Below are 16,729 nucleotides of genomic sequence, written 5' to 3'. Positions count from 1 at the left end.
AATCTTAGTTACTGTGTAATTTTCAATAGGCTTCCAATGGTATGCACTACCCCGTTCCCGGTAAGTACATCCTGTTTTGTTAATTGGATAACCGACGTATTTCCTGTTCCTTTCAATTCAATACCCATAAATGCGCCGGCTACCTGAGGATCAGGCTTAAGGAATACCTGAATAGATTTGCCATCAATCATGGTTTGGTCGCTACGGTTAGCGGCACCCGTGCTCAGCACATAATCGTACACAAACCTGCGGTCAGACAAAATATGATAGCGCATTAAACCCTGCAAAACTGCGGGATCCATGCTATTGATCTCTTCAATAGTATGCAATCCGAAGGCAGTCATTGCAGCATTACTTGGTGCAAATACCGTATAGGGCCCCTGGCCATTTAAAGTTTCCGTTAAACCAGAACGTTGCAAAGCCTGATGGAACAGGCTCAGTTCTCTGTCTGAAGCGATGGCTTCAATAACTTTATTATGGCTATATGGCTCCAGTACACGATCTATCACCTGAATTAATCCGTTAGAGGCACTTACATTTTTGGAGACTATTTTAGACCCATTAATGGTTAAAATGGTATCACCCTGTTTTACCCAGTGTGTTACAAAAAGTTTACCCCCGTTAGCAGATTTTACTTCCTGGTTAAACAGAAAAGGCAATTTGTTAAATTCATAAACTCCGTTCAGGATGTGATAATTCATGATAGCGGATACCCTGGAAGGATCCGCACTTAAGATGGCTGTTGCATTTCCAAAACCAGCATTTCCAAAAGCAACATCCGAGGGTGCAATAGCGGTATACAAACCTTCCTTGTCTGTCGTTTTAGCCAATCCAGTCCTTATCAGGGCGGTATTGTAAACAGAAAGATTAAAATTATCTGCTATAATCGCGCTGATCTTATTGTTATCGACAACTTTAACGGCGTCATCCTTTTTACAGCCGTTAAGGATCATACCACAACTGATCAGTATCAGGAAAATGCCCAATGGCCTTATTGATATTCTATGTAAATAATTCATGTTTCTATTGATCTTTATGAGCTAATGATACCGTTCAGAATTTAAAATCCTTAGGCGGCATTAAGCGGTTTACCGCATGTATTGGCCCCATTAAGGTGTTGATGTCTCCCTCAACAATAGTGGCAGCCGAGTGAGTGGATGATTTGACTTTTACAGTTACTTGTCCTGCTTCATTTTTACCAAAATCAAATGGCACATACATAATTGGAATGGTTCCCGAATACCCCGAGGTAGTCAGCGCATATCCCGACAAGAGTTTATTGTTCAGATCGTTCGAATAAAAACTATCCGGATTATCCTCTCCGGGGCCCCAACCATCCTTTTCTTTAAAAATCCTGCCCCAGCGGTGCATGGTCAATAAAGTATCCGTAGCATACCCGGTACCGACCTGCTCATAGGTATCCCAATCAAAATACGGAAGAGGATTACGGTGATTCAATGCCATCAAATCCTCTACAGTCTTAAATCCTGCCTGATGAAAAGCTTCATCGGTAGGAGCAAAAATAGACTTGAAGATCAGGTAATTATAGTCGATCGACAATCCTTTGGGAAATCGATCCCGATCAACTGCTCCCATCATAGCCTCATCCCAAAGCATATCAGTTTTGGTCATAATTTCCACATACATTCCAAAACGGCCATCATCCTGCAGAGCCTGTAACATGGTTTTTTCTGGTTTTTTCAGCACATGGTCTATCGGCCAGAAGGTTCCGTTTTTCGCCAGTGTAACTGCTGCGCTTCCGCTTTTCTTACCATTAATCAGCAGTTCGTTGCCTGATACATTGATGTATTGCCTGTAGAAATAAGGATCAGTCTGATACTGGTTATCGTATCCCTTTACTTGTATATAGGTATTTTCCAGTAAGCTGATACCAATCGTATTCTCTCCCCTTTCACTTAGGTCTTTAGGGTTAACAGCGATCGATAAAGTATGGTAAAGCAGTAAGCTATCCAATAATTCGGGGCTGGTATTATTTATCACCTCCAATGTCATTCCATCGGCAATAAATGCAGCATCACTTGGCACCAATAAGGTTAGCGGCGTATTATTGCCCCTTTTTTCCAAAATGCTACTCATCGTACTTCGTTTCCATGCCGCTTTAAAAAGTGTATATGGTGATGCCTCCAACACTTCATTCAGTGTAATAGTCAAATCTTCTGCAGGTACCTGCACACCTTCTACTTCAGGCTGAAATTCAGCTTTTCTGCAAGATGCCAGTGTTACAAATAACAGGCAGATAGTGATAAGTTTTAAATTCATCTTATTCATGTTATGGATCATCTAATTGTTCTTTCTTGCCTGCTCCGGAAGGATCAAGACCCCCTGCAGGTCTTGTACCAGGCCATTATCCGTAAGGTTATCTATCGCTTTCTGATCGTGTCCTTTTACATTGCTAATAATATCATAAGGGTAATTCTTATTGGTCCTTACTTCGACATTATAGCCAATAGATTGATCGTAAATATTGTCGAAGTTGAACCTACCGGCAGTAACTGTCAGGATATAAGTATCGTTAGCTACCGGATGGTAGTAAAAGGAATTGCTGTTCATGATGCTGAATACCACAAAATCCGACACAAAAAAGTGTTTCTTTCTCATCAGGTAACAGCCAAACAGGCGATCGCCCATATAACTATTTACATTTAACTCAGCAATTGCTTCAGCAGTCATCCCTACAGCTTCAAACTCCTGGTTTTTTGGAGCCAGTATGGTATAAGGCCCCTCTGTTTCCAATTCATCCCAGAATCCAAACTTCTTTAATCCGCTTACCAGGATGCTATATTCCGGTCTTGCAGACAACCAAGCCTGTACAGTGGTATTTGCAGTAGATTTCATAACCCTATCCAATACATGTAAGGTACCATTGGCCAGCGTTACATCTTTCCTGCTGGCAAGGGAGCCGTTAAAATATAGGGTATTGTTGTTGTCCCTGGTTACCGTTGAGGTATACAGCTCAGTACCCGCCATGGTACGGTAGCGTACATCAATCCCATTAAAAGGGATATCCTTCAGCATGATCCGTTCATTTAAAATATGGCGTTGCACCAGAAATTTTAGAGTATCCGGATTCATTTTATCAAAGTCAGCCGGGCGGTTAATCCCGAGAACATTAAAAGCGGCATTATTGGGCGCTAAAATGGTTAACTGCGTGGTGCTGTTTAATTCAGGTCCTATTCCTGTTTTCTCTATTGCCGCGGCAAATAAGCTGAGGTCATAGTTATTCTTTACAAAATCGAAGCCGGCTCTGAAATTTTCATTCGCCTTATCAATATGCAGATCGTCGTGCTTACAGGAGTTTAAAGCCAGTAGCCATAACGCCGACAAGAGGTAAAGATATTTCTTTAATGATTTGTATTTCATTGTTCTATTTGTTGGATTAAATCATTAGTAAATTGGAGGCGCATATTTACGCTGTATGGTGCTGAGGTAAACATTCCCATTTACAATCTCGATCGTATTTACCGTGGCAAAAGACCGTGGATTATAGGTACCCGAGTGGATGTTTACCAGCATATTGGGTAGTACAATTTCGTTCCATCGCGTATAATTCGGGTAGGGTGTTAAACAGTTTATAGAAGCCCAGTTTCCATCGGTTTGATTTACTGTGGGGCCATAAGGAATGTTTCTAATGTCCATCCCGGGGGCCAGAAAATCAAATCGTTGCCACATGTCAGTAAAAATACCTCCTGCGCTTGCATCGGCAAACAACGGAAAGCTGTAATACGGGCTAACTTCTAACACATCAGCATTTCTGGTTAAATTGCCCAGGTATTTCCCATTATAACCAGCTAATTTTGGCGAAGAAACAGTCCTGTTTTTATACAGGGTTACAAAAATGTTCATCTGGTCTTTAATTCCATTTCCCATGGCACCTTTACCGTATTCATTGCCTCCTTTTGCGTCGTTATCTGCCTGCCAGTAACCCTTGGCACTCATGTTATAGAAATTCACATAGACTGAGGAATCGGATAATGGCAGTTTGTGAAAATTCTCTTTCCGAAGATAAATGCCATTCCTTTTGGTCAAATAATCTTTCTGCAACACATGCAACGTATACACCTCCTTGCTATCTAATACCATCGTGGTATCAATCAGGAAACTCTTTTTCAGCTTAGCATCCAGGTTAAAAAATGGAACGGTGTTTTTTGGCCGGAACATGAAAACAACGCGGTGCTTACCTGAGGGAATCTGTGCCCAGCTGCTTAAATCAAACCCATTTAAAACAGGCCCTACCAACACATTTTCCCTGCCCGGATACTCCGGGTTGTTTACACTTGTCCCACTCCCGATATGAGATGGGTAAGGTGGTGCATAAGGATCACGCTGATCCAGAAAATCCCCTTTAATCTTAGCGCTGACCGGCATACCATTCTGATCCATTTCCGGATCAATCAGCATGGTTAAAAAAGGGAGCATTTCATCTTTATTATCGATCCCGATCTTATAATTCAGGTTATTAAAAACCCTCAGATAAGCTGGATCATCAATTTTTTTATACTCTACCTTGGAACAGCCCATTGCAAACCACAACAAGGCCATAGCAGGGTAAAGTATGATATTCTTCATTCTTGATGGTAACATAATGTTGTCTCTTTTATTTGGTGTGTTTCAGAATAATCATCTTTGCTTTCTGACCCGCAGGGGCTGATGCACTGGTGCTGCCAACCAAAGCAATGGTATAAATACCTGGCTCATGATTGGGTAAACCGCCTCTTACATATAAATCTGGTCGGGCAATAAGATGTTGTCCTGTTAATACAGGTATATCACTTGCCCAGCTTCCGGGAATTACGCCTGGCGCAGAACGGAAAGCCATAATTTTATATGGAATGTTATCCTGATCAATCTGTATGTAGGGTGCTTCGGTGGTAAAAACACCTGGGGTCAGGTTATTTACTGCTGCCGGATTCTTATTGTAACTGTGAAGAAAAGACTGTCCGTTATCTTTTGTAAAAGTGACATGCGGTAAATCCGGGCACAGGTTAAGAAAACGGATACTAAACGGATAGTCCAGTTTATTGCGCACATAAGTGGCGTCATCTGTGGCCGTATTACCCGGAATTACCCTGCTTAAATCGTTAGCTACCGCACTAATGGTTGCTTTACCGCTTGCATCAGGATGAATCCATAAGGTAAAATTAGTATTGGGATCTAGTGTCAGCTGATTTCTTGCCAATACATTTCCCGTAGCGTCTTTAGCCTCGATCGTATAATTACCCGTTATATAATGCTGATAAGCTGTATGCTCGGTATAGGCCAGTGCGTTACCCAATGCATTTCCGTTCATGGTTATTTTAACCCCATTTATGCCGGCAAGGGTATTTACCGCCTGCACCCTTGCATAGGTTACATTCAGCGGCTCACTGATGTCACTGATAATCGTGATGGCATTTTGATAATCTGAAACCTGTTCACCAGGATTACCATTTAAATAAGGGACATTAAAATTGTACGGGGCAACAACAATGGTGTAAATCCCTCCCGGCACAAAACTTTTAAATGCACTGAAAGTGAGGTGCGTGTCTTCAGGTGGCCAGCCGCGGGCAGAGGTAAGGGTTGATGTTGCCGGAAAAATCGGCATCTTAGTAGTGCCCGGCACCTGAATCCCGGCTGGGGTTAACACCTTTAGCTGCGCGGTAGTATAGGGCAGTTCGATATAATCAGAATATTGCCCCGGCAAAATGTTATTGGTCGTAGGATTTACCGGTGTACCATCAGCCCATGCAAGGCTCATTGGCCCTACCAGGTTCTCCATATCGCTTATCTGAATAGTTGAAGAAAGATTGAGTACCCTTACTTTAAACTTAGCTGGATCTGAAGGAGCAGAAACCGCACGCGGAATTTTTAAATATTTAGGCACCCCATCCACAGTGCGTTCTGTAGCCAGCAGGTAATAATCCATAGCCTGTGCTGCATCTTCCTGAAGATCGATCGTTAGCTTATCAGCCGGGGCATTATACCCGCCCATTTCGGTAAAAAAGCGAGCCTTGCCATTCTTTAAAAGCGATTGAGGAATGTTCCAGGTTGAACCCAGTTTACCACCATTTTCAGGAAAATATTTAGTACCGGACACGACTGTAGATATTGGATCGGTTGGTAAAAGATATTTACTGTTGGTCAGGGTATCCCCATCCATTATCACCTGGCTATAACCTCCCAGGTTTACAATACGCAGCGACGAGTTTTTACGGGCATCTGTGATCAGCCTGTTATCGTATTCAAAATCCTGCTTTTCCTTTTTACAGGAGCCTAGTCCCAGCAATATCAAAAACCCAAGGAATAATGGCAATTGCTGAATGTATTTTGTTAATTTCTTCATCTTTAATACAAATTATAAGTGAACCCCATCATAAACTCTCCCCCACGTTTATAGCTACGGTTCAGGTATTTATTTCCATACCATTTACCACCGGTACCAGGATTGGCGTAAACCGTTTCAATAGCAGGATTCAATAAGTTTTTAGCATATCCCTTAAAAATTACGCGCTTTGTTATGCGCTGACTGAACACAAAATCCAACATAGGTACAGGGCGGGTATACAGATCCGGCTCGCCGGTTAAATTAATCTGTATCAAACGCTCCCCTACCATATTAAATGTTCCGGTAAGGCTGGTACCTGATTTTTTATTATCGTAATTTATCCAGCCGTTAATAGAAAAGGGCGCCTGCTCAAACAAAGGGCTGTTATCAGGCGTATGCCTGTCCAACGATCTGTTGGCTTCCAATCTTTCCGGTGATTTTTTGATATCACTCTGTGCCAGTAAAAGGTTGGTTCCTGCAAAGAAATTGCGCAACGGGTCCCAAACCCTGCCCAGATCTTTTACGATCTCGAATTCTACCCCCCATACCTTACCCACATTTGGATCATTTTCAAATCTGATGGTTGGATATTCAGGATATGTGGCTGCTAAACCACTGGTTTTTAAGCTAAATACCTTATACAGCTGATTTTCTATCCTTTTACCAAACAGAGACACAGCGATAACCTCTCCACTATTGGGGAACCATTCCCATCTAAAATCCAGGTTTTGAGTGTATTGATTGATCAGTTTGGGATTACCCACAACCAGTCCCATTTGGAAAGCATCAAATTCAAATACATTGGTAATCTCTCTTAATTCGGGTCTGGCCAGTGTGGTATTAAACCCGGCCCTGAAATTCATATTTTCCCTGAAATTATAAGTAGTGTTCAAAGAATAGTAAGGCTTATAACCAGGTTTATAAACGGAGTTAGGACTCATTAAAGTAAGTGGAATATTGGTGCCCGGCGCGGTTAAGGCAGGATCCAGGAACACACCAGCGGTATCTACTGCCGACTGGATATTGGTCGATTCGAAACGAACACCACCGGTTAACCTTAAATCTTTGGTCAATTTTAAATCCAGCATGGCATAAGCCGCTTTGGTCTCAAAAAATCCGGTATAGTTGTTTGGTGATTTCTGGCTATTGTATAAAAAGCCCCCGATCGGGCTTGCACCTTCACCCATACCTGCAGTTGGTGCGTGAATCCCAATAATCTCATTACTCACCAAACGATCCAGGTTTCCTGAAACCGTATACAATGGCAACGATTTGTTGGAAGAAAAATTAGACCCCGGTAAGAACAACACATTTTCTGTAAATACACGGTCGCGGTTCAGGTAATTTACCCCGGTTTTTAGCTCCTGCTTTTGCCCGAACAATTTAAAAGGCACTGATAAATCTGCCTTATAGTTGTAATTGGTCTCATCCAGATTCCTGTAACGCCGACCATTGGGCTCGGCCTGAATAATTCCATAAGCACCAAAGCCATTCACATAACCAGAAGAAAGTGCATATAAATGCGAAGTGTATACCTGGTCCGGATTGGTGCTCCCATTGCCGGTGGTAGGGTTATCATAATACCCACCATTACGTGGGGTATAATCTGCCAGGGTTACAAACCGGTAATCAGGATCATTCTGACCTGCCTTAGAAGAGGAAATGTTATAACTTAATTTAGGCGAGTAGTCTGATTCCAAAAACTTATGTTCTCCCTGAAGGTTAAAGGTATTTAGTGTACGATAACTCTGTTTTAAAGAATAGATGGTACTTTTTACTTCTCCGGGCAAACCAGTATATTCGTAGCTACCATTCATATTGGTGGCTTGTGTTTCGCCTCCCCAGCTACCCAGGTATTGCATACTGATTTCATTTCGGGCATCAAAGCGATAGGTTAAACCACCTAAAACACCATAATTAAGTGTTTCGTTACCTGTATTTTCCTTATAGGTCTGGTAGCGTCCCATGTATAGATTGTTCGGAGTGATGTAATTCGGGATATTTCTAGGGCTGCTTACCTGCGGATTTCCGGTTACCACACCCTGATAGATACTGTATTGCTGAATATCACCACCCGAAATATCTGTAGTACGGCGATAATAGTTACCCCCGGCTATCACACCCAGTTTATGCTTTTTAAACAGTGTATAGCTATTGCCAAAAGTGGCGGAGTACAACTGGTTTAATGGGGCCTGTTTATACCTGGTAGTCAGCACAGGATCAAATCCCTGCATTATCCCGTTAATACGACCAACCTCCTGCTTTACTGCAGGGCTGTACCCGCTGTTGGAGATCATATTCTGAATCTGGTTTAACCCACCTTTATATTGGGTAGCCAGGTTTAAGAAATCAGCAGATAAGTTCTTGTTATTGATCTTATCCCCCAAAAAGCCCATATCGCTGTTATAGAAACTGTTATACTGACCACCTATCCCGATATTTGAATTAAAACCTGATTGAATAATTACATTCACCACCATGCTATCGGGTACAGACTTGGTTTTCAACTCTACAATACCCGCTGCTGCATCTGCCGGCTTATCAGGAGTAACCGTTTTATAAATCGTCACATTATCTAAAAGCGATGCCGGCACCAAATCGAAAGGAATAGAACTTCTGTCCGGATCAGACGAAGCCAAACGCACACCATTCAGCTGACCAACTACACTCCTGTCCCCCAGACCACGGATAGCCACATACTTATCATCAGTAACGGTTACCCCAGGCACTCTTTGTAGCGCCTGTGTAGTGGTAATACTTGCGGTCCGCTCTATCTGAACTGCAGAAATCGCATCCTGTACAATGGCCGATTTTTTACGCTCATCGAGTACCGCCACCTCCGTATTTGTCTTTCTACGGGCCTGAACAGTTACTTCTCCTAACTGTGTAGAGGATGATTTCAATGCTATTTTCAGCTCCTTAGTATTTGCATCAACCTTAATCTCTCTGCTCTGGTAACCGATGTAAGAAATCACAAGTATTGCTCCACCCTCAGGTACGGTAATGCGGAACTTACCATTCACATCCGTAGATGCGCCGCCGCCCATTGTTTTAATACGAATGCCTACACCAATCAATGTTTCTCCTGTTTTCTCATCTACAATTGTTCCTGTGATGATTATAGGCACTGGCTTTTTGGTAATTACAACATATCCCTCAATTACCTTATACTCCAGATTAGTATTGGTTAAAACTTTAGCCAGCGCGTCAGCCACAGTAATCTCTGCAGCATCTAAGCTTATTTTTTTTGTGATTTTATTTAACAAGCTTACCTGGGCATTGATCTGTATGTTCGATTGCTTTTCTATCGCACTTAAACAATTTTCAACACTTGCATTTTCCAGCTTAAGCTTAATTTTCTGATTCAGATTCTGACTACGCACCGAATTGGCACACAGCACTCCAATAAATGTGAGGTTGACAGCAATCAGAAGGAACGAGCATTTCATAAAGAAATAAATTTTATCTGTTACCAGATTGTTATTAGCCATCTCGCTAAACTTCTTTCTGATGATAATAGCACCTTTTAATAACATGCTAATAAATCGAAAAGAAGAACGCAGATGTAATCCTTTTTGCATATTTTTGATCATTACGGGTTTTCGCCAATGGCGGATATCTGTTAATATTTATCGCTGAGCTGATGCGTCTTCGAAAACAACCGGCTCTTTGATGATTTTTGCGTCCTCCTTTGCGGGAGGGCGTTTCTTTTTTTTAGTCCAGGTATTACATATCTTGTCCTTTCCGATTAATTAATAGTAATGTGATTGCCTTGAATATGATACTTAAATTGCCCCGAGGCACTTAAAATCTTCATTAGGGTGGTGATAGGCACATTTGCCGTCAGATTAACTTTTAACAACTTTGAAGCAGTTTTTTTACTTTTAAAACTGATTTCCATGGCATACCATCGCTCCAAAATATTCGCGATTTCTGATAGCGGGACTTGATTAAACACCAGCCGTCCGTCCTTCCATCCGCTGATATCCTTAACCACTGCAGAACCTAATGTTTTTATATGATCAGTTTCATTCCATGTGACGGTTTGCCCGGGCATCAATATGGCAATTGATTCTGTTTTGTTAGGGCTATGCCTATCCACGCGAACCTTACCTGTACTTACCGAAACTGTAACCGGCTTATTCATAAATGCATCCACTTTAAAAGAAGTACCTAATACTTTGGTTGTGATTATTCCGGTGTGAATAATGAATGGTTTCTTTGGGTTTTTAGTCACCTCGAAAAAGGCCTCGCCTTCCAGATCTATTTCTCTGGTGTTCCCATTAAATTTTTCTGCATAACGCAATTTACTCTCTGGTCCAAGATAAACCTGTGAGCTATCAGGCAGCGTTATAATCGTTCTGCGTCCGCTAGGGTTATGCTTTTCTACATAAGCAACCACCAATGGCTCGCTGCTTCTTTTGGATGTAATCACCCAAAGTCCGGCGCCAATAAATAATGTTGCCCAGATGGCGGCGTATTGCCAGTTCGTAATTCTTTTGATAAAAGGAATAGGCGTAATTTTCGCAAAGGTCGTTTCTGAGTTTAAAGATTCCCCATCAATCCGCTGATGTATTTTTCTTTTCCAGTCGGCCATCTGCCCATGGTGGTCTGTATTATCGGCACTGGTTATACCTGACCATTGTTCATTCCACACTTCATCAAATAGTTGCTGAGCATTCTCCTGCTTAAGAAAGTCTCTCACTAATTTCAATTCCTCCTGATCACAGCGGCCGGCAAGGTATTTTTTAATGAGGGCCTTATCTATTTTTAAATTCATTGTATCTATCCTTCACCTACAAGACACCAATAAACCTCAGGCAGGGTGAGTGGAAAGGAAAAAAAATTAAAAAAAGAAAATAACGGTCAGCAGGATGGTGATATCTATGTGCTCTTTCAGACTCTCCCGCAGATATTTGAGCGAAACCAGCATCTGGGTTTTGATGGTATTGACCGAAAGGTTCATGCTTTCTGCAATTTGCGGATAAGTCATTTGTTCTTCACGACTTAGTTTAAAGATTTTTCTTCGTTGCGGGCTTAGCTGGCTTAGTTTCAATTGATATACCTGTTCCAGCTCCTTGTATTGAAGACGATGATCTGCTAAATGGCCGGCAGTAGCCGCCTGCTCCGGCAAAAAATCAATGTCTGAGGTAAGCAGCTCCTTTTTGCGGAGGTGATTGAACATCACATTTTTCATTGCTGTAAACAAGTAGGCACTGAATTCTCCGTTAATCTCCAAATCCTTCCTTTTTTTCCAGATGTTGAACATCAGGTCCATAACCAATTCTTCGGCCACGGCAGCATTTTTGACGTAATTCAAGGAGAAATGATAAAGTTTACCAAAATACCGCTCAAACAACTGATCATATGCCCTCAGGTTGTCCTGGCGACATTCTTCAAGTAGCAAGTGGTCGGATAGTTTGTGGTAATCTTTTGTCATTCGCTGAACAAATAATTCTTTCAGCAAAACTAAATGTTTAAAAAACCTCCTGCATTACCATAATGTTAATTGTAAGATTGTTCTTGGGGCTTTGTTGAGCTCTGCATCTCAAACGACATTTCAACCCTTCCTTAAAAGCGCTATTTTGGCTTATAGGTCGCTAAAAGGCCTAAAATATCATCCTTACTGACCAGAGCAGGATTATTAAACTGCTTATCCAAAACATACGTTGGTATATCAAAAGAACCCCTGGTTGTAGTCACTGAAATACCTGCATTTATTTTTTTATAAGACTGATAATCACCTATTCCCGGATCATATTCCTGTGCCCTCATCAGCAGTTCATAAATTACATATACAGAGAATTTCATGCTATAAAATTACATGATTTAAATAACATTAAATTATCATTTCTTTAACAATAGGCATATATCCTCCTGAAAATGCAATTGTATTATCTGTATAAGCTGCAGATTCTTTTCACCGAAACCATGCTAAGTTCAATGTTTTGCTTTGCGTAAAAGTATTCTTCAGCTGTTTTTTGTTGCTGTAAAATTTTCAGGTTTCCCAAAAAGAACCTAACCTTAAAGACCGAAGCGCATTTTTGGGTTAAATGGCAAAAGCCAGCAAAAATTTGCTGGCTTTAATACCTTTTCGATTTTTAGGTGAGCCGGGCTGCAGCAGGCATCAACACGCTTAGCAAAGCGTATTCAGTCCGGGTTGTACCGGAAGTAATTCCAGACAGAATTAGCGAGGAAACAACTGAACAAGGTCATAAAACTCCAGATAGAAAGTCCCCGCACCAGCTTTGCGGTTGAGGTACACACTTTGTACCTTACCAGGGGAAACGCCCTCATATGGAATCTGCATATTTACAGCGCTCCGGTCCCTATTCTTATCTATATAATAATCTTTGGTTTTGGAGTCCCTGAGTACTACGAAGGGAAACAGTTCCGTACCACTTTGCTGCGGGGTGACCACGGGTACCGGGACCTGCAGATAGGGCGTCCATTCACCGGGCTTAACATTTTCTGCAATTGGAATGGTAGTGGTATTTACCACGATGAGTGGATCTTGCTTGGTACTGTCATAATAGTATTCAAGTACCTCAATATTTATGTCTACAGATTCCGCACCACCTTGCTTGTCCACATAAAAATTGGCGGTATACTCATCTCCCTGTGCATCCGGATAAGCATAATCTTTAGTGAGCTTGAGTCCGTCAAAATAAAAATTAGGAACAATGCTCTCTTTATCGTCTATTTTAAATTTTTGACGATAGATCGTTTCCCCGGTACTTTTTCTTTTCAACTCCATGTTGAGCTCGTCGGTTACAAAGGCTAACTGGTTTTCTGTCCTAACGGTTCTTACCTGCCCGTAATATTCACGTATTTTGACATTATCAAAATACTGTTCAATGGTATCTCCCAATACAAACCCGCTGATGTTAAAATTTTTATTAATCGCTTTTAGCGTAGGGGATATATGGGTACCGTCTTTTTCACATGCACTCAAGAGTAATACAGGCAGAATAGCCATCAAATATATTTTTTTATTTTTTCTGATCATGATGCACTTAAATTAAAAGTTATAGGATAATGAGAGACTGAATGTACGGCCGGTGTAGCGTGTAGAAGTTTCCCTGTCACCCACCTGCCTTTTGGTAACCGGATCTGTATATCCTTTTTCAAATTTTTCAGAGAAACCAAATTTATAAGCGTATTTATCGTTCCATTCCAGGTTCAGCTTATCCTCATTTCCTGGTTTCAGTTCATAGGTTGATGGATCATTGATAAAGTAACGGAAGGGAGCATCCAGCAAGTTGCTCATGTTCAGTTTAGTTTCCATTTTTCCTTTCAGGAACCTATAGCTGATCTGTGCATCCATTTGCGTACGCGGTCGTTCATACTCAACAAAAGCTGGCTCTATCCCGGTAATAAAAGTTTTATAGCCAGCGTGGTTCAAGGTAAGGTTTAAACCCAGTTTCTTGCCTACGTATTGTATGCCCGCGTTATACAATAATGGCACTTGCCCATACAATGCACGTGGATATTTCAGGTATTTATAATACATCGAATCCAGGCCGTCAGCGCTCTTCCCATACTGTATCTCTCTCGCCCTAACCTCTGATTTTTGAAGCGTGAGGTTTCCGCTAACGTACACATCCTTTAAAAATGGTAATCCGTCATACAGAAAACCTAAATTTTTCCGTAGCTCAAATTCCCATCCCCTTACTTTTGCCCAGTCAGAATTTGAAATGGTAATGTAGCCCCTTCCATTATTTTCATTGTCTAAGCGGTAGTACTCTGCCGGTTTATCAAAGTATTTATAAAAATAAGAAGCCGACAAAAGTTCGCCAGCACCCGGAAACAACTCTATCTTGGCATCGTAATTATCAATAATCGTGCTGCTAACCCCATTGCTCCTCACCACAGAGCCGTAGTTGGGGTTGAAACGGGAAAACCTTGAATTTTCCATCATTCCCGGACGAACTGCTGCCCTGGCATAGGATGCACGTAGGTTAAGGTCCTTTATGGGAGAATAGGTGATGTTTGCTGAAGGTAGAAAATACCAGTCTTTTTTTTCCGCAAAAAATATTTGACTGTTCTTGTCCGCCAGTTTACTCGCAGAGTTTACTAAAGTATCCAGTTTAAAATACTCGGCTCTGACACCCCACACTACTCTAAGGCCGGGCAGCAATTTATGATCTAACATGGCAAAAGTACCTGTATTTAAACTTTTAGCCTCAAATTTATTTGAAGTGTAATCCTGCTTAAAGTAGAACAAACTGTTTGCTGTATTTTCCATGCTCATGTAATTTCCCCACTCCTGGATAGGAAGCAGCTCGAGCGGGACAGTAGAATTGGGCCCCATTGCAATAGGTAGTATCTGCCAGTCATAAAATGCGTGCTTTTTTAAATAATTAGCACCCGTTTTCAAGGTGTGCCTGGTTTTGCCGAGCTGAAAATCATAGGCGGCACTAATCACACCATCAAGGTTATTTTCCTTATAGAGGTATTCATCACGGTGCATCGGACCGGCACCAGGATCGCTTATGGTCCCTATCGAATACATATAAAGCAAGGCATTTCCAGTTTCTCTTGGGTTCTGCGTGGCCGAAATGGCATCACGTTCTACAGATTTCAGGGAAGTCCTGGCAAGACTCCATTCGATAGTGAAGGATTTGACACGATGGGTGCCACTTACTTTATTCTGCAGTAAATCTGTGAATTTGGGTCTATCATCATCTGTTATGCTCGGATGTTTCGTGTCATCATCATTTTTCGGTCTTTCAAAAGTCCAGCCGGTATAACGGCTAAACTGGTTATCGAAGATACGTGTGTATAGGTTATAGGTGTTAATCTGGTGTTTTTCTGTTTTGAAACCACCGTTTAACAGTAACCCCAGGGTGGTATTAAACCTATAAATATTCCCGGTATTTATATCCGTAGGATCGTCCGAGCGCGTTGGAACCTGAGCCCAGTCTCCCCGGCGCATGCTGGAAACATAATCATTGGTCTGCGTGTTACGGTAACTTACCGAGCCTACAAAACCAAATTTCCGGACTTTGGCATCACTAAATGAATAGGTTCTGCCCAAACTCAGTTGGTAATTTTGTGAGGGTGCGGCTTTAAAACGGCGCGTACCGAGTCGCTCTGTTCCACCTATGCGTTTGTTCTGTTCAGCGACCTGGGGAGCTTTGATCTCATTTTCACTATCCTCCTTAGTTGGATCAAATTTGCCCACAAGGTTCAGCAGGCCAGTCGGAAAATGATCTCTGTTTCCATCATCAAATCCCAGGTAATCATATTTGCCGCGGCCATAACCCAGAAAATCCTTTCCAATGGTACGAGTGTTAAAAGAGTTACCGGCACTTATGGAAAGGAAATTGCTTTCAGGTACAGATTTCGTGGTGATCTGAACCAGACCTCCGGCAAAACCATAAGGCATATCTGCGGTGATGGACTTGGCCACCACAATGTTTTCGACCAGGTTTGTCGGGATCAGGTTAAACTCAAAATCACGCTCCTGCACATCTGTGCTTGGCAATGTACTTCCATTGAGCAGTGACACATTATACCGTTCGGCAATGCCGCGGATTACCACTTTTCTATTTTCGTTGGTGGATACGCCTGTAATGCGTTTGAGTGTTTCCCCCACATGTTTATCTGGCGTTGCAGCGATCTGCTCTGAAGAGATCCCGTCCGAAAGATTTGCAAGATTTTTTTGCTGTGCATATAAGCCAGCTACAGATGCTTTTTTATAACTCGATGTAATGGTTACCTCAGATAAACCCTTAGAATCCGGCTTCATTGAAATATCCAGCGCCGTGTTTATCCCTTCTCTAACCACGACATCTGTAATACGCTGCTTCTGGTAGGAAATATAGCTGATTTCCAGGGTATATGTCCCTGGCTTAAGGCTAATGCTATACTTCCCATCTACAGCGGTTTGTATCATTTGTCCGGTTTCTACAATTTTAATAGTCGTGCTGGGCATCACTTCACCCCTGTCATCTGTGATTTTACCAGTAATGCGCCCGGGCTGTTGCGGAACAGGCTTAGCATCAATAATGATGTAATTTTTAAAGAGCCGGTACTTAAGGTTGGTTTTGTAAAGAATGCTTCGTAAAACAGCTCCTGCTGTAATGTCATTGCTGTTTAAAGTGATCTTTTTACTTTCTTTTTGGAGTAATTCATCCGCATAGGAGATCCTGATACCGCTTTTTCGTGAAAGCGTAAGGAGGCCTTCTTCTACAGAAGCATTGTTAAGTTTAATCTCAATCTTTAGCTTGTCGAGGTTTTGACCCCATACATCACTGGCAAGCAGAACTCCTACAAAGGTGAGCTGGAAGACGGCAATAATCAGGGATAATTTCATTATAAATCGAATTGTTGGACGTAGTTTTCCTACATTATGCATATTTTTGAATGTTAATGTTGTTTGATAAAAGCACTTTAATTGTA

At 41.8% G+C, this 16,729-nt stretch carries 11 protein-coding genes; all 11 read right to left on the bottom strand.

What is annotated here, in order from left to right; genetic code table 11:
• Positions 1–8 precede the first annotated feature (8 nt).
• Positions 9–1,019: a fasciclin domain-containing protein gene (locus AC6CH7_RS24020; RefSeq protein WP_498265124.1), complete on the bottom strand. Its 1,011-nt coding sequence runs from the start codon at positions 1,017–1,019 to the stop codon at positions 9–11.
• Positions 1,020–1,053: 34 nt separating this feature from the next.
• Complete coding sequence (locus AC6CH7_RS24015) at positions 1,054–2,280, bottom strand: fasciclin domain-containing protein (RefSeq protein WP_498265123.1); 1,227 nt, start codon at positions 2,278–2,280, stop codon at positions 1,054–1,056.
• A 21-nt stretch (positions 2,281–2,301) separates the two neighbouring features.
• On the bottom strand, positions 2,302–3,381 hold the full coding sequence (locus AC6CH7_RS24010) for a fasciclin domain-containing protein (RefSeq protein ID WP_498265122.1): 1,080 nt from the start codon (positions 3,379–3,381) through the stop codon (positions 2,302–2,304).
• 24 nt (positions 3,382–3,405) lie between these two features.
• Positions 3,406–4,602, bottom strand: a complete 1,197-nt coding sequence (locus tag AC6CH7_RS24005; protein ID WP_498265121.1) for a hypothetical protein — start codon at positions 4,600–4,602, stop codon at positions 3,406–3,408.
• 13 nt (positions 4,603–4,615) lie between these two features.
• Positions 4,616–6,340, bottom strand: a complete 1,725-nt coding sequence (locus AC6CH7_RS24000) for a DUF4397 domain-containing protein (RefSeq protein ID WP_498265120.1) — start codon at positions 6,338–6,340, stop codon at positions 4,616–4,618.
• 2 nt (positions 6,341–6,342) lie between these two features.
• Positions 6,343–9,903 carry a TonB-dependent receptor gene (locus AC6CH7_RS23995; protein ID WP_498265119.1) on the bottom strand — a complete coding sequence of 1,187 codons (3,561 nt, stop codon included), beginning with the start codon at positions 9,901–9,903 and terminating at the stop codon, positions 6,343–6,345.
• Between the two features lie 167 nt (positions 9,904–10,070).
• Positions 10,071–11,102, bottom strand: coding sequence for a FecR family protein (locus tag AC6CH7_RS23990; RefSeq protein ID WP_498265118.1), 1,032 nt, complete (start codon positions 11,100–11,102; stop codon positions 10,071–10,073).
• Positions 11,103–11,168: 66 nt separating this feature from the next.
• The gene (locus AC6CH7_RS23985) at positions 11,169–11,789 is read right to left on the bottom strand and encodes an RNA polymerase sigma-70 factor (RefSeq protein WP_498265117.1); all 621 of its coding nucleotides are present in this window, start codon (positions 11,787–11,789) and stop codon (positions 11,169–11,171) included.
• A 113-nt stretch (positions 11,790–11,902) separates the two neighbouring features.
• The gene (locus AC6CH7_RS23980) at positions 11,903–12,133 is read right to left on the bottom strand and encodes a hypothetical protein (protein ID WP_498265116.1); all 231 of its coding nucleotides are present in this window, start codon (positions 12,131–12,133) and stop codon (positions 11,903–11,905) included.
• Positions 12,134–12,509: 376 nt separating this feature from the next.
• Positions 12,510–13,331 (bottom strand): hypothetical protein, encoded by an 822-nt coding sequence (locus AC6CH7_RS23975; RefSeq protein WP_498265115.1) that lies wholly within the window; start codon positions 13,329–13,331, stop codon positions 12,510–12,512.
• Between the two features lie 12 nt (positions 13,332–13,343).
• Positions 13,344–16,643 carry a TonB-dependent receptor gene (locus AC6CH7_RS23970; protein WP_498265114.1) on the bottom strand — a complete coding sequence of 1,100 codons (3,300 nt, stop codon included), beginning with the start codon at positions 16,641–16,643 and terminating at the stop codon, positions 13,344–13,346.
• Between the last annotated feature and the right edge of the window lie 86 nt (positions 16,644–16,729).

The organism is Pedobacter sp. GQ55 (assembly GCF_059758925.1).
Note: the sequence above shows the minus strand (reverse complement) of the source record. Positions and strands in the feature narration are given on the sequence as shown.